This is a genomic window from Corallococcus terminator, assembly GCF_003611635.1.
Lineage (GTDB): Bacteria > Myxococcota > Myxococcia > Myxococcales > Myxococcaceae > Corallococcus > Corallococcus terminator.
Map to the genome: position 1 here is coordinate 1 of NZ_RAVZ01000195.1, position 18077 is coordinate 18077.

General features: G+C 69.3%; 15 protein-coding genes and 1 pseudogene. 11 read left to right on the forward strand and 5 right to left on the reverse strand.

Going from position 1 to position 18077, the window contains the following annotated elements; genetic code table 11:
- From D7V88_RS43125 to D7V88_RS25285, 6 genes and pseudogenes are all read left to right on the forward strand, one after another.
- Positions 1-766, forward strand: a pseudogene (locus D7V88_RS43125) (M56 family metallopeptidase); the annotation flags it as partial.
- 89 nt (positions 767-855) lie between these two features.
- Complete coding sequence (locus D7V88_RS25265; protein WP_120543210.1) at positions 856-2571, forward strand: aldehyde dehydrogenase family protein; 1716 nt, start codon at positions 856-858, stop codon at positions 2569-2571.
- An 81-nt stretch (positions 2572-2652) separates the two neighbouring features.
- A complete protein-coding gene (locus D7V88_RS25270) occupies positions 2653-3825 on the forward strand; it encodes a tetratricopeptide repeat protein (RefSeq protein ID WP_120543211.1) in 1173 nt (390 codons plus the stop codon).
- A gap of 73 nt (positions 3826-3898) precedes the next feature.
- On the forward strand, positions 3899-4450 hold the full coding sequence (locus D7V88_RS25275; protein ID WP_120543212.1) for a hypothetical protein: 552 nt from the start codon (positions 3899-3901) through the stop codon (positions 4448-4450).
- A gap of 167 nt (positions 4451-4617) precedes the next feature.
- The gene (locus tag D7V88_RS25280; protein ID WP_120543213.1) at positions 4618-5031 is read left to right on the forward strand and encodes a hypothetical protein; all 414 of its coding nucleotides are present in this window, start codon (positions 4618-4620) and stop codon (positions 5029-5031) included.
- Between the two features lie 17 nt (positions 5032-5048).
- Entirely contained in the window at positions 5049-5483 is a 435-nt protein-coding gene (locus D7V88_RS25285; protein ID WP_147448862.1) for a hypothetical protein, read from the forward strand.
- Between the two features lie 12 nt (positions 5484-5495).
- On the opposite strand, the gene D7V88_RS25290 is transcribed toward D7V88_RS25285, so the two are convergent.
- From D7V88_RS25290 to D7V88_RS25300, 3 genes are read right to left on the reverse strand one after another with little or no spacing between them, the layout of a single operon-like run.
- Positions 5496-6557, reverse strand: coding sequence for an SDR family oxidoreductase (locus D7V88_RS25290; RefSeq protein ID WP_120543215.1), 1062 nt, complete (start codon positions 6555-6557; stop codon positions 5496-5498).
- 28 nt (positions 6558-6585) lie between these two features.
- Positions 6586-7719, reverse strand: a complete 1134-nt coding sequence (locus D7V88_RS25295) for a cyclic nucleotide-binding domain-containing protein (protein ID WP_120543216.1) — start codon at positions 7717-7719, stop codon at positions 6586-6588.
- Positions 7716-9305, reverse strand: coding sequence for a cation:proton antiporter (locus D7V88_RS25300; RefSeq protein ID WP_120543217.1), 1590 nt, complete (start codon positions 9303-9305; stop codon positions 7716-7718). The genes D7V88_RS25295 and D7V88_RS25300 overlap by 4 nt, the downstream gene beginning before the upstream one ends.
- Positions 9306-9490: 185 nt before the next feature.
- On the opposite strand from D7V88_RS25300, the gene D7V88_RS25305 reads away from it, so the two are divergent.
- Complete coding sequence (locus tag D7V88_RS25305; RefSeq protein WP_120543218.1) at positions 9491-10252, forward strand: ABC transporter ATP-binding protein; 762 nt, start codon at positions 9491-9493, stop codon at positions 10250-10252.
- The gene (locus tag D7V88_RS25310) at positions 10249-11052 is read left to right on the forward strand and encodes an ABC transporter permease (RefSeq protein ID WP_120543219.1); all 804 of its coding nucleotides are present in this window, start codon (positions 10249-10251) and stop codon (positions 11050-11052) included. The genes D7V88_RS25305 and D7V88_RS25310 overlap by 4 nt, the downstream gene beginning before the upstream one ends.
- A gap of 4 nt (positions 11053-11056) precedes the next feature.
- Here D7V88_RS25310 and D7V88_RS25315 read toward each other — a convergent pair whose 3' ends face one another.
- A complete protein-coding gene (locus tag D7V88_RS25315) occupies positions 11057-12223 on the reverse strand; it encodes a PQQ-dependent sugar dehydrogenase (protein WP_120543220.1) in 1167 nt (388 codons plus the stop codon).
- A 286-nt stretch (positions 12224-12509) separates the two neighbouring features.
- Here D7V88_RS25315 and D7V88_RS25320 point away from each other — a divergent pair, with 286 nt between their 5' ends.
- The 3 genes from D7V88_RS25320 (at position 12510) to D7V88_RS44675 (ending at position 17107) form a co-directional block, all read left to right on the forward strand.
- Complete coding sequence (locus tag D7V88_RS25320) at positions 12510-14936, forward strand: Ig-like domain-containing protein (protein ID WP_244238384.1); 2427 nt, start codon at positions 12510-12512, stop codon at positions 14934-14936.
- A gap of 291 nt (positions 14937-15227) precedes the next feature.
- Entirely contained in the window at positions 15228-15806 is a 579-nt protein-coding gene (locus D7V88_RS25325) for a type 1 glutamine amidotransferase domain-containing protein (protein WP_120543222.1), read from the forward strand.
- Positions 15807-16261: 455 nt separating this feature from the next.
- Positions 16262-17107, forward strand: coding sequence for a hypothetical protein (locus D7V88_RS44675; protein WP_244238385.1), 846 nt, complete (start codon positions 16262-16264; stop codon positions 17105-17107).
- Between the two features lie 74 nt (positions 17108-17181).
- On the opposite strand, the gene D7V88_RS25335 is transcribed toward D7V88_RS44675, so the two are convergent.
- Entirely contained in the window at positions 17182-18021 is an 840-nt protein-coding gene (locus D7V88_RS25335; RefSeq protein ID WP_372241119.1) for a DUF1684 domain-containing protein, read from the reverse strand.
- Positions 18022-18077 lie beyond the last annotated feature (56 nt).

Sequence of the window (18077 nt, forward strand, 5' to 3'; positions counted from 1 at the left end):
GCCCGCGCTGCCCGCAATGCCCCGGCTCGCGGCGGCGCCGGTGCCGCCCGCGCCGCCGCGTCCTCCCAGCCCTCCGGACATGGAGGACGGAGACACCTTCGCGTACCTCTCCGACGGTCGGACGATGATCTCCGGCTCCTCGGACGACGTGCACCTGGCGCGCACCTTCAAGCAGAAGGGCAAGGACATCATCTTCGTGCGCCGCGCCGACAAGCCCTTCCTGATCCGCGACCCGCAGACGCTCGAACAGGTGCGCAAGCTGATGGAGGACGCCGGGAAGCTCGGTGATGCGCAGGGCGCGCTGGGCCAGCAGCAGGCGGCCCTCGGCCAGAAGCAGGCCGCGCTGGGACAGAAGCAGGCGGAGCTCGCCTATCCCCAGACGCAACTGGCCTCGAAGCACGCCGCGCTCGCGCTCAAGCACGCGGACATCGGCGTGGAGCGCGCCCGGATCGCCGTCGCCCGGCGCAACGACACCGAACGCGACGACGCCGAACGCGACCGCCAGGAGGAGGCACTCGACAAGCGCGAGGCGGACCTCGACCGCGAGCGTGAAGCCATCGACAAGCAGCAGGAAGACCTCAGCGGGAAGATGGAAGCCCTGGGGGAGGAGCAGGCGAAGCTCGGCCAGGAGCAGGCGAAGCTCGGCGAACAGCAGGCGAAGCTGGCCGAGGAGCAGGCAGGCCGTCATCACGAGCAGTTCAAGAAGCTCATGAACGTCGTCGACGAGGCCATCCGCAAGGGACTGGCCGAGCCTCTGCCCACCTGAGGACGGAGGGCGCGGCCCCCACGGTGACGGCGCACGCGGGCTTCCCTATACCGGGACCCTGAAGTGCGAAGCCCGTCCCGGAGGTCGCCATGTCCGCCGCCGTCCCGCAGCACACGTCTCGCACCACCATCGACATCCTGGTGCGCCGGGTCCGCGAGGGCTCGGGCGCGTGGGCGAAACTCGCCCTCACGGAGCGGATCAAGCTCCTGGAGGACCTGCGCCGCGCGTACGTCGCCATCGCGGAGCCGAGCGTGCGCGCGGCCTGCGAGGCCAAGGGCATCGACCCCGGCGGGCCCCTCGCGGGAGAGGAGTGGCTCGCCGGGCCCATGGTGGTGGTGCGCAGCCTGCGCCTGCTGGCGGACTCGCTGCGCGACATCCAGAAGCACGGCGTGCCCGTCATCCCCCGCACGCACCTGCGCACGCTGGAGGACGGGCGGCTCGCCGCGAGGGTGTTCCCCCGGGACAGGCTGGAGGGAATGCTGCTGCCCGGCAACGTGGCGGAGGTCTACTTCCAGCCCGGCGTCACCGCCGACAACCTGCGCGAACACCAGGCGTCCTTCTACCGCAAGCCCCACAAGGGCCGCGTGTGCGCGGTGCTGGGCGGCGGCAACGTCAACTCCATCCCGCCGCTGGACTGCCTCTACAAGCTCTTCGTCGAAGGCACCGTCTGCGTGCTCAAGATGAACCCCGTCAACGCGTACCTGGGCCCCTTCCTGGAGCAGGCCTTCGCGCCGCTCGTCGCGCGGGACGCGCTGGCCATCGTGTACGGCGGCGCGGAAGAAGGCGCGCAGCTCGTGCAACACGACGCGGTGGACGAGGTGCACATCACCGGCAGCGACCGCACCCACGACGCGCTCGTGTGGGGCCCGCCCGGTCCGGAGTCCGACGCGCGCCGGCAGAAGAACGAACCGCTGCTTTCCAAGCACGTGTCCAGCGAACTGGGCAACGTGTCCCCGGTGGTGGTGGTGCCGGGCCCGTACTCGGATGGCGAGCTGCGCTTCCAGGCGGACGACATCGCCGGCATGGTCGCCAACAACGCGTCCTTCAACTGCAACGCGGCGAAGCTGCTGGTGCAACCGAAGGACTGGAACCGGCGCAACGCCTTCGTGGACCGCATCCAGGCAAGCCTCACCCACGCCCCCGTGCGCCGCGCCTACTACCCGGGCGCGGACGAGCGCTGGCGCCAGTTCACGCAAGGGCGCCCCAATGTGCGGCTCGTGGGCACTCCGGGTGAAGGCGACCTCGCGTACGCGCTGCTGCCGGACGTGGACCCCGCCAAGACGCAGGACCGCGTCTTCCGCCAGGAGCCCTGGTGCACGGTGCTGTCGGAGACGGGCCTGCCGGGGTCGGAGGAGCCGGTGGCGTTCCTGGAGGCGGCGGTGGCGTTCCTCAACGACACGGTGTGGGGCACCCTCAACGCGACGCTCATCGTCCACCCGAAGTCCCTCAAGGATCCGAAGGTGAAGGCCGCGGTGGAGAAGGCGGTGCGCGACCTGCGGTACGGCACGGTGGCCCTCAACACCTGGCCGGGCGCGGCCTACGCGCTGGGCAGCCTGCCCTGGGGCGGCCATCCGTCCTCGTCGCTGAAGGACATCCAGAGCGGGCAGGGCTGGGTGCACAACACGTTCATGCTGGAGTCCATCGAAAAGGCCGTGCTGCGCGCCCCGCTCACGTCCCTGCCCGCGCCCCCCTGGGTGCCGGGACACCAGGGCATGGCGGACCTGGGCCGCCGGCTGGTGGATTTCGAGCAGTCCCCCTCGTGGTGGAAGGTCCCGGGTGTGGCCCTGGCGGCGCTGCGCCGGTGAGGGGGCCGTGAAACATCCGTGACACCGCTTCGAGGCAGGCGGGGAAGCTGGCTTTCCGGAGGCTCGTGGTAGGTAGGGGACATGGCATCCAGGTACGCACAAGAGGGTGGTCAGTTCCTTCAGCAGGGCCAGCCCGGGGAGGCGGTGAAGAGCTTCCAGAAGGGGCTCTCCATCGACCCGAAGGACGTGGACTGTCTGATGGGATTGGTGCGCACCCACCTGAGCACCGGGGCCGCCAAGGAGGCCGAAGGGGCCGTGACGCGCCTGTTGCAGGTGCAGCCGGACAACACCGAGGCCCAGGCCCACCTGGCGATGCTCAAGGCGCAGGCCGGGGACCCCGTGGCGCTGGTGACGCTCAAGGCGCTGGCCGCCGCGCCCACCGCCGGCTACTTCGAGCGCTTCAACCTGGGCACGCTCCTGGCCGAGCGCGGCGACCTGGACGGCGCGAAGGCCGCCTTCGAGGCCGCGCAGGTGGTGGCCCCGCAGAGTGTCTATCCGCACTTCGAGCTGGGCCGCATCGCGGTGCAGCGCAAGGACACGCAGGGGGCGGTGCAGCACTTCCAGCAGGCCGCGGCGCTGGCGCCCCAGGAAGCCCTGCCGTTCCTGATGCTGTCGCGCGCGCACGCGTCCAACGGCTCGGTGGGCCCGGCCATCTCCGCGGGCGTGCAGGCGCTGGAGCACGCGCAGGGCAAGACGCGGCTCGCCGTGTTGCAGGACCTCTTCCGGCTGTACCTGCTGGCCAACAGCCAGGAGTCCGCGCGGCGCACCATCCTGGAGCTGCGCCAGATCGAGCCGGAGCGCATCCAGTACATCCACCTCCAGGGCCTGTCGTCGATGCTGGCGGGCGAGCTGGCGGAGGCGAAGGGCCTCTTCCAGGACGCGCTCCGGCGCGCGCCCCACCAGTGGGATGTGCGTCACTCGCTGGCGCAGGCGCACGAGGCGCTGGGCGAGCGTGCGGACGCGCGGCGGCTGTTGGAGGAGACGGTGGTGGCGGCCCCGAACGAGCCCGGCCCCACCAACGACCTGGTGCGCCTGCTGATGGGGGACCAGGACCACGCGCGGGCCCGCGTGCTGCTGGAGCGGGTGTTGGCCGCGAACCCCCAGGACGCGCTCACGCACCTGAACCTGGCGCGCGCCACCCAGCCGTTCGACCGGGCGGAGGCCACCCGCCACGCGAAGCAGGCCCAGTCGTTGGGCGACGACGAACTCGTGAAGAACCAGGCGGCGCAGTTGTTGACCGAACTGGGCGGCTGACGCACCCCGTCTTCCCCGGGCCTACCCCCGTGCCTACCTTCTCGGCCACGGCCCGGGACGGGCAGGGGGACGTATGCGCAAGGCAGAGCAGGCATTGATTGAGCAGTTGGAGGCGCGCTTCCGGGACGTCACGCGTCTGCTCTACGACACGACCATCCCCGCGAGGGTCCTGGACGAAGAGCTGATGCCAATGATTGCCGAGGACGTCACCTTCACGGACCCCTGGCAGAAGGGGGGCGGCAAGGAGACGTACCGCAAGGGCGCGGCGGGCTTCCATTGCATGTTCCGCTTCGACTTCGACATCTACCAGCTCAACATCCAGTTGGAGCCGGATGGGAAGAGCGGCCGGGCCATGGTGGACGGGGTGATGAACCTCAAGCAGTTCGCCTGGCTCTACACCTATCCCCTGCGCACCATCCTGGTGTTCGACTTCACGCTCCAGCGCGGCGAGGACGGCGGCGAAGCGCTGCCGCTCATCCACGCGCACGAGGAGATGTGGAGCTTCGCGGACATGATCGCCAACGTGCCCGGCGTGACGACGCTCTACAACGGCTTCCGGAGCACCTTCAGCAAGGGCTTCCTGGTGGCCTCCGCCGTGTGCGGTCGCCTCAAGCAGGCCACGTAGGGCAAAGCAGGACAGCCCTGTCAGGATTGAGGGGCGTCCGCTGTGCTGGAATCGGGACACGCGTGTCAGTGCACACGCGGTCCTCCCTCGGGGCAGGCTTCTGTCTGCCCATGGGCACAGGCGTTGCTAAGGCGAGCGGGTCCCATCCCTTGCGAGGAGGAACCCGCGTGCGACCCTGGTCCCGTCCCATCCTGTTGATGCTGTTGGTGCTCACGACCGCTGGCTGTGAACACGGCATCGAGGTCGCCGGAGTGCTGGAGGCCACGGCCTCGCGGCTCGAGGATGACCGCGTGTCCGTCGCGGTCACCCTGTCCTGCGACCTGGTCTACGGCATGGGCAGGGCGGACGGCCGGTGCGACGCGGATGGCGACCGCGTCTGTGTTTCCGCGCGCTGGTACGCGGCCGACGACACCCTCTTCGCCAGTCCCCTGACGACAGTGGAGCAGTGCCAGGAGGTTCCCACCATCCGAGGCACGCAACTGACGCTCACGTCGCCTGACGCGATGGCGGTCGACCCCAGCCTGCGAGTCCTCGTCCGTGCGGATCCGCTGGCGACGGCCATCATCCTCGCCAATCCCTGACACCCCTGGAGATGACCATGCACAAGACTCTTATCGCCCTGGCCTTCAGTGGGTTGCTGTCCGCGTGCGGTCCGGACTTCGATGTCGTGGGAGTGCGGGCCGCCACCGCGGTTCGGGACGCGGATGATCATGTCACCGTGACGGTGGTCTTCACCTGTCTGCCCGTCGACGGCTCGGAGCTGGACGGGTGTGACGACGAGGAGGAGGGGTGGTCGCAATGCGCGGATGCCGCCTGGTTCCCGGGCAGCCCCGTGGGCGACCCCCAGGACGGTACCGTGGACAGGCCCGCCGCCACCACGGGCGCGAGCGAATGCACCAAGCTGGCTCCCGTCGAAGGGGCGACGCTGGTGCTCCGCTCCGATAAGCCGGTTCCGCGGGACGTGCCGCACTACATCTCCGTGGACTCGGGCAGTCCCGGGGATGGGCCCCGGGTCGTCCTCGTCAGCCCGTGACGCGGGCGGGCTTCAGGCGGGGATGAGCTTCTCCGCCTGGAGCTGACGCATCAGCGCGACCATGGCCTGCGTGCTGTCCAGGTGCATCTCCTGGAAGCCGAAGCGGCGGGCCTTGTTCACGTCGAAGAACGCGTCGTTCTCCACGTGGAAGATGAAGTCGCCAAAGGCCCAGTTGGCCAGCTTCTTCAGCCCGTGCGGGTGCAGGCCGTGGCGCTGCGTGAGCGCTTCCCAGACGGGGGCTTTGTCCTTCATCGCCTCGGTGAGGGAGAAGGGCTGCGGGTCGGCGCACTCGATGCCGAACGCGTCCGCGATGCGCGGGAAGACCTGGCTCCAACGGAAGACGTCTCCGTTGGTGATGTTGAAGATTTCGCCCGCGCACGCCTCGTTGAGCGCGGCCCACTCCATGGCCTTGGCCAGCACCGTGGCATCCGTCACGTTGGCGAGGATGGAATAGGCGCGCGGGGTGGAGGGGAAGCGCAGCGGCACGCGCAACGCCTTGCACAGCGACGCATACACGCCGATGAGGTTGCCCAGGTTCATGGGGTTGCCCACGGCGAGGCCCATCATCATGTCGGGCCGCAGGGCGGTCCAGGTCCAGCGCCGGCCCTTGGAGGCGTCGCGCAGGTAGTCCTCCTGGTCGTAATAGAAGTTGGGCGGGAAGTGGCGCGGGTCGGTCTCCTTCGCGGGCGTCTTGTAGAGGCCGAACTGCGCGCCGTACGCCTTGCCACCCTGGATGAAGGACACATGGCGGAAGCCCGGAGCGTGCTTCTCCAGGGCCTCCACGGTGTTGCGCAGGAGGGCGACGTTGACGCGGCTCAGCTCCGCGGCGTCCGGGCGCTCCTGGTAGGCGGCGAAGAAGACGTGGGTGACGTCCTTGAGCCACTCCGCCGCGCCCGCGAACGAGTCCGGCGACAGCAGGTCCAGCGATCGCACCTCCGCGCGCGTGGCGAAGTCCGGGGCTCCGCGCGCCACGGCCTTCACGGTCCAGTCCGGCCGGGTGTCCAGGTGCGTGATGAGGTTGCGGCCGATGATGCCAGTGGCGCCCAGCACCAGCGCGGTGTGCTTCGTCGTCATGGGAACGGCCTCCGCGAGGTGTCTGTCTTCAGCGTCCGAAAAACCCGCGCCGCTTGTTCAAGGCCTGTCCGCCCAGCCGTGACAGGCGCTGACCCAGGATGCGGCTCATCTCCAGCGCGACGGCGGGGTTGGCCATCATCACGCCCCGGAAGTCGTCGCGGCCCACCGCCGCCAGTTCGCACGGCGTGGTGGTGACGGCGGTGGCGTTGCGAGGCTCGCCGGTGAGCAGCGCCAGCTCTCCGAAGAAGCCACCCTGCTTCACCGTGGCCACCGTCTGCCGAGAGCCGTCCTTCATCGCCACCTCGCCGGAGATGACCACGTAGAAGGTCTCCCCCGGGTCGCCCTGGCGGAACAACTCCGTGCCCGCGGGCTTCTGGAGCAGCTCCGCGCCGCGCGCCACGTTCTCCAGTTCGTCGTCACTCAGGGGCGACAGGAAGTCCAGCTTGCGCAGCGTCTGGGCCAGCGACGAAGCCAGCCCCGCGCCCAGCGGCGGCTCCGACGTGAGGAACTCCACCGCCGTCGCCACATGCGCGCGCCGCGCGACCATGATGACGGTGGACCCGGCGCGAAGCTGCGTGTTGCCCTCCGGAAGCGCCGTGTGGCCCTGCGGGTCCACCATCGCGATGAAGATGCACTCGCGAGGGAAGCCTTCCGTGGAGCGCACCTGCGCCACCGTCTGCCCCGCCACCCGGGCGCGCGACGGAATGGTCAGCTCGAACAGGAGCGCGTCGCTGTTGGTGAGCGGCAGCGAACCGGACACCTGCGGGAAGTCGATGGCGGTGGTCATCTTCGCCACCACCACGTCCGCCTCGGCCACCAGCTCCTTCACGCCCGCCAGCCGGTAGGCTTCGCGGTAGTTCGTGTCCAGCATCCGCACCATCAGGCGCGCGCTGGAGACGGCACGCACCAACATGGTGAACGCCAGGTTCGCCGGGTCGTGCGCCAGCACCGCCGCCGCCACGTCCGCCGTGCTGATGCCCGCCGCCTCCAGCACGCGCGGATTCGTGGCATCGCCACACACCGTCACCACGCCCACCTCCTCGAAGAGGCGCGCGCAGATGGCAGCATCGCGTTCGATGACCGTCACCGTGTGCTGCTCCGACACGAGCCGCGCCGCCAGCGCGCCGCCCACCCGTCCTCCCCCCGCGATGACGATCTTCATGTCGCTCCGTGCTCCTTGCTGTCCTTGCTCGCGCTGCCGCCGTGCAACACCTTCTCCAGGTCCAACATCCGCGCATCCAGGTGCGCCAGCATCTCCTCCGCCGTCGCCTCCGGAATCAGCCCGTTGCGCCGGGCTCCCTGCAACGCCGTGCGCTCCGCGTCGATGAGCCGCCGCCGCATGCTCAGCAGGTCCTTCGCCCCTTCCGCCAGGTGCTGCGCGCTGATGCGCCGCAGCTCCCGCTCCGCCCGGGCGATGTTCACCTGGTACTCGCTGCGCAAATGCTCATAGGCCGCGCGCGGCAGCAGGCCCTGTGTGTGCAACGCATCCAACTCCACATGCGCCGCGCGGCTGGCGATGAGCTTGCCCCGCTGCCCCGCCATCTCCAGCGCCACCGCGTCCTGCTGGAACAACCCCAGCCACTTGAGCGCGCCCGTGAGCGCCAGCCCCTGGCCCACCATGGACACCAGCGTCACGCCGAAGGCGATGGCCACCAACTGCTCGCGCGCGGGCGTGTTCTCCGGGAGGCCCAGCGCCAGACCGATGGACAGCGCGCCCTTGATGTTGCCCACCAGGAACACGTGCTGCCAGCGCAGCGGAATGGACTCCGCGGGCTTGAACAGCTTCAGCAGCAGGAAGGGCAGGTAGATGGCCACCGCGCGCCCCAGCACCACCGCCACCACCGCGAGGCCCACGCCCGGCAGGTGTCCCTGGAGCGCCTCCGGCCGCGTGTCCAGGCCCACGGAGAGGAACAGGAATGTGTTCACGCCGAAGGTGGCGTACTCCCAGAAGGAGTGGATGGCCACCTGGCTCTGCGGCGGCACCTCGCGCCTGAGCGTCACGCCCACCGCGAGCCCCGCCACCACCGCGGAGATGGCGCCCGACAGGTGCACCTCTTCGGCCAGCACATAGGACGCCAGCGCCACGGCCGTCGTCACCATGATCTCCGCGAGCGGATCCTCCGCGCGCCGGATGATGAACCCGCCCAGCAGGCCCATGGCCAGTCCCACCGCCGCGCCGCCCACGGACGCGAGCAGCATGTGCCCGCCAATCGAACCCAGCGTGGGCGCCTGCCCTCCGACCACCACCGCCGCGATGGCCGTGTAGGCCACCAGCGCGGTGCCGTCGTTGAAGAGGCTCTCGCCCTGGATGATGCCCGCCAGCCTCCCTGGCACGGGCGCGCGGCGGAACGCGTAGAGGATGGACACCGTGTCCGTCACGGCGAGGATGGAGCCCAGGAGCAGCGCGGGTCCCCACGCCAGGTGCAGCATGAAGTGCAGCGCGGCGCCGGTGGCGCCAATCGCCAGGACCATCCCCAGCGAGGACAGCAGGCCAATGGGGATGGCGTTGGCGCGGATGCCATTGAGGTCGGCGGTGATGCCACCCTCGAACAGCAGCAAAGGCAGACAGATGAGGAACACCACCTGGGGGTTGAGCGGTGGCACTCCGGGGAGCAGGTGGCCGACCGAGATGATCAGGCCACCCAGAACAAGTGCGACGTTGTAGGGCACGCTGGCCCGTTTGGCGGCGATCGCGAGTGCGATGGCCGCCACCATCAGGCCAATGAGGATGGGGACTTCCAGGAGCACATCGACTCCAGCAGGCGCCAGGGGAGAACGGAGTTTTCCAGAATCGCGCGGCGGGTGCACGACCGTCGCGAACCTTTTCCTGACGCCCCCTCCAGCGGGTGCCCGGAGCCCTGCCCGCCTGCTCTCTCCTGACGCGACGGTGCTCCCTGGCGGGAGGGCGGGCGCGTGGTACAGCAGGTCGGGCAATGACCCCTTCTCCCCCAGTGCTGTCCGTCTCCTCGCTGAGGAAGGCGTACGGCGACCGCATGGCCGTGGGCGGCATCACCTTCGAGGTAGGGCGCCGGGAGGTTGTGGGGCTGCTCGGGCCCAACGGCGCGGGCAAGAGCACCACCATCAACATGCTCCTGGGCGTGCTGGAGCCCACCTCCGGCACCATCCACATCGAAGGCGTGGACCTGGCCTCCCGCCGGGTGCAGGCGCTGGAGCGCACCAACTTCGCCGCCGTCTACGCGCCCCTGCCCGGCAACCTCACCGTGGCGCAGAACCTGCGCGTCTTCGGCCTCATCTACGGCGTGAAGGGCCTGTCCGCGCGCATCGAAGCGCTGCTCACGGAGTACGACCTCCAGCGCTTCCGGGACACCAAATGCGGCGTGCTGTCCTCCGGCGAGCAGACGCGCGTGTCGCTGGCGAAGGCCATGCTCAACCAGCCGCGCCTGCTGCTCCTGGATGAACCCACCGCGTCGCTGGACCCCGCCACGGCGGTGGACATCCGCGACCGCATCCGCGCGTTCGCCCGGCAGGGGGACAGCGGCGTGCTGTGGACGTCGCACAACATGTACGAAGTGGAGGCCGTCTGTGACCGCGTCCTCTTCATGTCGCGCGGCAAGGTGCTGCTCCAGGGCGACCCGAAGACGCTGCCCGGCGAGCACGGCCACGACACGCTGGAGGCGCTGTTCATCGCCGTGGCCAACGAACCCCTGGCCCTGGAAAGGCCTCCCGCCCCATGAACGCCAGCCGCATCGCGGGCATCGCCCTGCGTCAGTTCTATCTCTACAAGGGCAACTTCGCGCGCGTCGTGCCGCTCTTCGCGTTCGTCGCTGTGGACATGGTGCTGTGGGGCTTCATGACCCGCTACCTCAACAGCGTGGCTGCGCACGGCCATGACTTCGTGCCGGCGCTGCTGGGCGCGGTGCTGCTCTGGGACTTCTTCGCCCGGGTGATGCAGGGCCTGACCATGGGGTTCTTCGAGGACGTCTGGTCCCGCAACTTCCTCAACGTCTTCGCCACGCCGCTCACCCTGGCGGAGTACGTGAGCGGGCTGGTGCTGACGAGCATCGTGACCAGCGCCATCGGGCTGCTCGTGATGCTCCTGCTGTCCAGCACGGTGTTCGGCCTGTCCTTCGCGGCCTACGGCGTGATGTTCGTGCCCTTCATCCTCATCCTGTTCCTGTTCGGGACGGCGCTGGGAATCCTCGGCAGCGCGCTGGTGCTGCGGCTGGGGCCGGCGGCGGAGTGGTTCGTCTGGCCCATCCCCAGCCTGCTGTCCCCGTTCGTGGGCGTCTTCTATCCCCTGGCCACGCTGCCGGAGTGGATGCAGTGGGTGGGCCGCGCGCTGCCTCCTTCGTATGTCTTTGAAGGCGTGCGCACGCTGGCGGCGGGAGGGGAGTTCTCCGTCGCCATGCTCGGTTGGGGGCTGGGGCTGGCCGTGCTGGACATCGTGCTGGCGGCCTTGTGCTTCCAGTGGGTCTACCGCTACGCGGTGCGCACGGGCCTGCTGGCCCGCTACAGCGCCGAAAGCGTGAACTGAGCGCTCAGCGCCGGATGCGCAGGAGCAGGTCCTTCCTGGGGCCGCAGTCGCCCCGGCCATCGCAGTTGCTGGTGGTGACGTACAGGTGGCCGTCGGGGCCCATCAACACGTCGCGCAGGCGGCCGTACGTGTCGCGCAGGTAGACCTCGTGCTTCGCCACGCGGTTTGGCGCCTGCGCGTCGAACACCACCCGGTGCAGGTGCCGGGAGCCCAGCGTGCCCACGAGCAGCGAGTCCTTCCACTCGGCGATCGCGGTGCCGGTGTACACGGCGGCGCCGCCCGGGGGCATCGCGTCGTCGAAGGTGAGCGACGGGGTGATGCGGCCGGACTGCGTCTCACACGAATAGATGCCGGGCCAGCCCAGGTTGTCGCCGGCCTTCACCACGTTCACCTCGTCGTGCGCGCGGCGCATCGTCTCGCCGCTGGGCCCGTGGTCGGTGAGGTACAGCGTCGTGGCGTCCTTCCAGTCAAAGCCTTGCGTGTTGCGCACGCCCAACAGGAACGCGGGGGAGTTCGCGAAGGGATTGTCCTGGGGAATGGCGCCCTCGGGCGTCAGCCGCAGCAATTTGCCCGCGGTGCTCGCCGGGTCCTGGGACAGGTCCGGCTCGCGCGAATCGCCGGTGCCCACGTACAACATGCCGTCCGGCCCGAAGCGCAGCCGTCCACCGTCGTGGTACTTCGCGGACGGGATGCCGCCCAGGATGACCCGCTCGAAGGTGGCGCTCGTGCCCTCCGGTGACAGCGTCCAGCGCTCCACCCGGTTCTGCGCCTTCCCGTCCGCTTCGGTGGTGACGTACAGGTAGAACTGGCGGTTCGTCGCGAAGTCCGGGTGCGCGGCGATGCCCAGCAGGCCTCCCTCGCTGCTGTCGGCGATGGGCACCGTGGCCACGGGCTGGGGCTGAAGCGTACCGCCGCGCAGCAGGCGCACCCGGCCCGGTCGCTCGGTGAGGAGCGCGTCGCCGCCTGGGAGGAAGGCCACGCCCCAGGGGACCTCCAGGCCTTCAGCCACCACGTCCACCGTGACGGGGACGGTGCCGTCCGGGCCCCAGCCGTCCTCCACCAGGATGCAGTCCGCGGGGGAGGCGGTGCCCTGCGCCTGGCTCTTGCGACAGGCGGTGGCGGAGGTGGTGAGCACGACGAGGGCGGACAGCAGCAGGCGTCGGGAGCGCATGGGGGGAATCTAGACGACCGCTCGTGATTCCTCGATGGGTCTCACCGGCGCTATCGGCGGTGCGCTGCCCTTGCCTGTCACGGCCCCGTCGATTCGCGGAGGCAGGCGGAGGCATGTCATGGACGTTGTGTCCATGGTGCTCGAGTTCTTATCGGCTGGTGGCCTGAGGACGTTGGCCATCCATGTGTTGCGTGCCGAGCTGTCGGGAGCAAGAAGGGGGGCGTTCATTCCATGGGGGGGACCGTCCATTCCGGACTCCATCCTGCTCCTCGGTAGGGGACACTCGATGCGAAGCCGTCCTGGTGTGCCGTGGTCGTGGGGGCTGGGCGTGTTGCTGGCCTTGTCGTTGGGGGCGTGTGGCGTGGAGTCCCTGGAGGAGAAGGTCCGTCCCCCGGAGGATGGGGTGTCGCAAGAGGACGACGGGGCGTTGACGCGGGAGCGTCTGGAAGCCTTGTCGACGTGGGACCCGTATGCGGACGCGGTGGCGTCGGGCACCACGGCGACGGTGCTCAACGCGAGCGCGGCGCTGGGCGCTCCGGACGGGAAGGCCGCGACACTGCTGGGCTTGCTCAACTCGGCGCTGGTGCTGGACCTGGGCCAGGGCGAGGAAGGCACCGGCGACCTGCGCGTCTACTACCAGGGCCTGTCATTGGCGCTGGTGGCCCAGGTGGACTTCCTGAAGGCGGATGGGACGTTCGTTGGCTCCAGCTCGTTGCACCTGGTGGAGCTGGGCCTGGGGACGCATGTGGCGGTGGCGACGTACCCGGGGAACGTGCCCTATCGCTACGTGCGCCTGAGGGGCGCGGTGCTCGCGCTCTACCTGGTGGACGCGGTGGAGACGTCGCTGCGGGTCCTCTGTGGTGATGGGGTGCTGGGCGGATTCGAAGTCTGTGACGACGGCAATCAGCTCTCTGGAGACGGCTGCAACAGCGTCTGCGAAGTGGAGCCGGGCTACACCTGTACAGGACAGCCGAGCGTCTGCGACAACAACTCCGCGCCCACGGTCGAGGACGTCCAGGCGACGACCCCCGAGGACACCTCGGTGGACATCACCATCCCCGCGACGGACCCGGATGGCGACGCGCTCGACTTCTCCTACACCACGCCTGGCCATGGCACGCTCACGCTCTCGGGGGCCTCGGTGACGTACACCCCGAACGCGAACTTCGCCGGAGAGGACACCTTCCAGGTCACGGTCTCCGACGGAAGGAAGCAGGCCACGGCCACCGTCTCGGTCACGGTGACTCCGGTCAATGACGCGCCCGTGGCGGCCTCCGCCGCGGTGACGGTGAGCTACAACACGTCGACGCCCATCACGTTGGCGGCCACGGACGTGGACGGGGACGCGCTCACGTACACCGTGACAGCGCCTCCCGCTCACGGAACCCTGTCCGGGACGGGCGCCCAGTTGCTCTACACGCCTGCCGCGGACTTCCAGGGGGAGGACCTGTTCACCTTCACGGCCAGCGACGGCGCGCTGAGCTCCAATACCGCCACGGTCAGCATCACCGTCAGGGGGCCGCCTGTCTGCGGAGACGGCACCGTTGATTCGGGTGAGGTGTGTGACGACGGCAACCGCGTCGCGGGGGACGGCTGCCGAGCGGACTGCCAGGGCGTGGAGATGTGCGGCGACGGCCTGGTCGACAGCATCACGGGAGAGCAGTGCGACGATGGCGGCACGACCCCCGGGGATGGCTGCGACGCCACGTGCCAACTGGATGCCTTCTCGAATGTGCCCCCCACGCTCGTCAGCGGGACGCTGAACTGCACCACGGCCAGCTCGAACACGGGGCGCAAGACGGCGGTGGATGCACTGGGGCGCTTCTACGTCGTCATGAAGTGCGGTGGCGCGGTCCATGTCAGCGTGAGCGTGGACCGTGGCCTCACCTGGGTGGGGCCCACTCCCCTGGGAATCGCCAACGCGGCGGAGGTCGCGATTGAAGGCGGCCCCACGGGGGTCGCCTACGTCGCGGCTACGGCGAGCCCGGGCGTGCTGCTGTTCACCCGGACCGTCGACGCGGGGGCGAGCTGGGAGGCGCCGCGAACCCTCAGCGCGGCGGCCAACCCCACCGTCAGTCTGGATTCCAGGGGCGACGCCCTCTACATCTCCGTCTCGCGGGGCAGCGCAGGGGTGCGCGTCCTCCGGAACTTCGCGCGAGGCGCGAACGACTTCAGCGTGACGGACGTGGACCAGAGCAATGCCTTCTTCGACGTCCTCGTGGACAAGATCAGCGGAGATGTCTTCTCGGTGAGCGACGACCCCTCCTTCCGCATCCGCCGCAGCAGCGACCAGGGGACCCTCTTCGGCCCGCTGAGCTCCCCGCCGGGGGGGGCCTTCTTCTCGGACTGGACGGGCTCCAACGGCTTCATCTACGTCACGGGCACCTTTGGGGACGACAACGTGGACGTCATCCCCATGTCCGCGCCGGGGACGAGCACCCAGGTGCCGGGCCTCCCCACGGACGTCGGCCCCGGTTCCTTCCGGACGATTGACGCGGACGCGCTCGGCAACGGCTACGTCGCCTCCCAGCGGGGGACGGGCGACATCCAGTTGGACCGGATGCTCGTGGGGGCCACCCTGATTCTGGCCGCGGATGCCAGGACGGTGGGACCGGGCGCCGCGCCAGCGGTCGCGGCGCTCCCGTCGAACGGCGGCGCCCTGGTGGCCTACACGAACGGCACCAGTGTCTACGCCTCGGTGGTGGTGTACTGAACCCACGCTGTCCCTGATGCGCGCCTCCCAGCTCGTGCGGGAGGCGCGCATCCAGTTCGCCGTGGAGGGGGCCACGCCATGCCTTGGCCACCGCCATGGCGCTCGGAGGCGCCGTGCTCCCGGGGCGGATGCGCCAAAACGTCAGTGAACGCGCGCCACGGACCTGGAAGGGGGGCAGGCGGGCGCACCACCCGAGGGGAAGGAGCCCCGCGCGGCGTTGTCTTGGCCCTTGTCGTGGGCACCTTGCTCGGGCGGGTTCAGCAACATCTTCGCCCAGCAGGAGGCGGTTCCATGGCGCGCATCGCATTCATCGTGGCCAACGATTTCGAGGACTCGGAGTTCAGCGTCCCCTTCGACAAGGTGAAACAGGCGGGACACGAGGCCGTCATCATCGGCGTGGAGGCAGGCAAGGTCCTCAAGGGAAAGAAGGGGACGGAAATCACCACGGAGAAGGCGGTGAAGGACCTGAATGCCACCGACTTCGCCGCGCTGGTGATTCCCGGCGGCTATTCCCCGGACCACCTGCGCATGGACATCAAGATGGTCGGCTTCGTGAGCGCCTTCTTCAAGGCGGACAAGCCCATCGCCGCCATCTGCCACGGGCCGTGGATGCTGGTGGAGGCGGACATCGCGGACGGGCACACCGTCACCTCGTTCCCCTCCATCAAGACGGACCTCATCAACGCCAACGCGCGCTGGGTGGACCGCGAGGTGGTGGAGGACGGCAACCTCATCACCTCCCGCAAGCCGGACGACCTGGACGCCTTCTGCGCCGCGCTGCTGCGCCAGGTGAAGAGCGGCATCGCCCCGCGCATCGGCTCGGCCCAGGCCGCCGAGTCCAACGTGGACCGCGCGCCGCCCATGCATTGATCCGGCGCGGGCTTCCTACGGAGGGGAACGACACGACCCAGGCCCTCGGGATGCCATGCGACCCGGGGGCCTCGAAGTGTTCACTGGCGGGAGGGCGTCCGGGGGTCTGACGCCCCGCCTCCCCAGGCAACCCCGGGACTTGGATTGTCAGCCCGCCAACCCTCACCCCATGACGCACCCGGATACAACCCGCAGGGTTGTCATTCCGTTGAACTGAGATTGTTCCGCCAGAACAGTCTTGCGAGAGGGGACGGAAACATCTTTAGTGGGTTTCCCGTACCCCAGGGGAGTCAATCGTTCCCTGAATTTCCATCTGAATTGCCATTATTCAGTTCTGCTGTATATGCTTCGGTCCGAAGCGACTCGGACGCGCTCCGGCGCGGTGCCATCGGACCCCCCTCATGAACCTGGCTTCCCGAACCGTGACCTCCCCGCCGCGACAGGTTGTCCGGGCCGTGCTGCACGAGGCCCTGGAGAGCAAGTCGGGGGGCGAGGTGGTGGTGAAGTCCACCTCGGTCTCCGGACGCATCTTCGTGGTGGAGCGCAAGGTGGCGTGGACGGTCCTCACGGGGCCCGGGGCGCGCAGCTTCTCCACGGCGCTCATCGATGCGCGGCTGGTGAGCCGGGAAGACGTCGAACAGGTGATGTCGGAGTGCCGCAAGAACGGCGGCAACTTCTGCGAGACGCTGGTGGCCTGGGGCCTGGTGGAGCGCGACACGCTGCGCGACCTGTTGTGCCAGCACCTGGGCGGACAGTTGGACGCGCTGTTGGGGCTGACGGAGGTGCAGGCCCTCTTCGTGCCGCAGCCGCGCTCCTACTCCAGTCAGATGACCTTCAAGTTGGAGGAGCTGGCGTCCCCCGCGCAGCCGCCCTCCGAAGCACCGCGGTTGGAAGTCCCGCAGTCGCAGGTCCCTCCCCTCCTATTGGAAAGAGAAGCAATGGCGAACGTGAAGCAGGCGCTGGAAGAAGCTCTCAAGATCGACGGCGCCTTCGCGGTCTGTCTGGCCGATGCGAAGAGCGGCATGACCCTGGGCAGCGCCGGTTCCGCGGGGTTCAACATCGAGGCGGCGGCCGCGGGCAACACGGAGGTGGTGCGCGCCAAGATGAAGACGATGCAGTTGCTGGGCATCAAGGACCGCATCGAGGACATCCTCATCACCCTCGGCGAGCAGTACCACATCATCCGTCCGCTCTCGACGCGCGACGGGCTGTTCCTCTACATCGCGCTGAACCGCGCGAGCGCGAACCTGGCGATGGCGCGCTTTCGTCTGGCGGAGCTGGAGAAGACCATCCAGGTTTGAGTGACACCCCGGCGCGAAGCCCTTCGCCGCCCGTTTCCCTTCAGCCGGGAAGCGGGCGGTGGCGTTTCAGGGCTTCAGTGGTCGCCCGCGCGCTTCTCACCGGCTTCCACGCGCAATGCCAGACGGTTGCCACGCGGAGGCAGCGGGCAGGTGGCGAAGGCGGAGAAGGCGCACGGCGGATTGTAGGCGCGGTTGAAGTCCAGCACGACGCGCCCGCTCGGGTCCGGCAGCGGCGCGGAGAGGAAGCGGCCGGCGCCGTAGGTGGCGTCGCTGTTCGTCTTGTCGCCGAAGATGATGAACAGCTCATCCGAGCCCTCGTCCTGCACCGGCAGCAGGCGGTACTCCTTGCCCGCCACGGTGAACACGAGCGCTCCGGGCGACGGAAGCTGATCCTGCGTGCCCAGCACGTTGGGCACGGTGATGGTGCGTGACGCTGCGTCCGGCACCAGCCGCGCCTCCACCCTCCACGCGGCGCTGGGCGCGTACGTGGGGATGCCGTGGAACTGCTTGCGCGCCGGGGCCTCCGCGTCCTTCACCCGCACGCCCAGCTTGTCGCCCCGCTGGATGACCTGGAAGTTCACGCTGCCCAATCGCAGCACGTCCGGCGCGCCCTTTTCGTCTGTCTTCAGCTCTCCCCCCGTGAAGGGCTGTCCCTCCTTCGTGAAGACCACGCCCGCCGCCGGCTGGAAGCGCACGGTGCTGCCCTCACGCACGAAGGAGCCCGCCTTCGCCGGCACCGACGCGGGCAGGCGCACCGCGCTGTCGGGCGCGGAGCCCGCCGTCTGCTCCCCCTCCTTCAGCCAGGTGAGCCCCACCAGCGTCAGCCAGCCGTCCTCCGTCGACAACTCCCGCACCCGCTGCGCATGCCACGCCTGGGTGGCGGCGACGACGTCCTCTGCCTGCGTCGCCGCCACCCAGGCGTGGCATGCGCAGCGGGTGCGGGAGTTGTCGACGGAGGACGGCTGGCTGA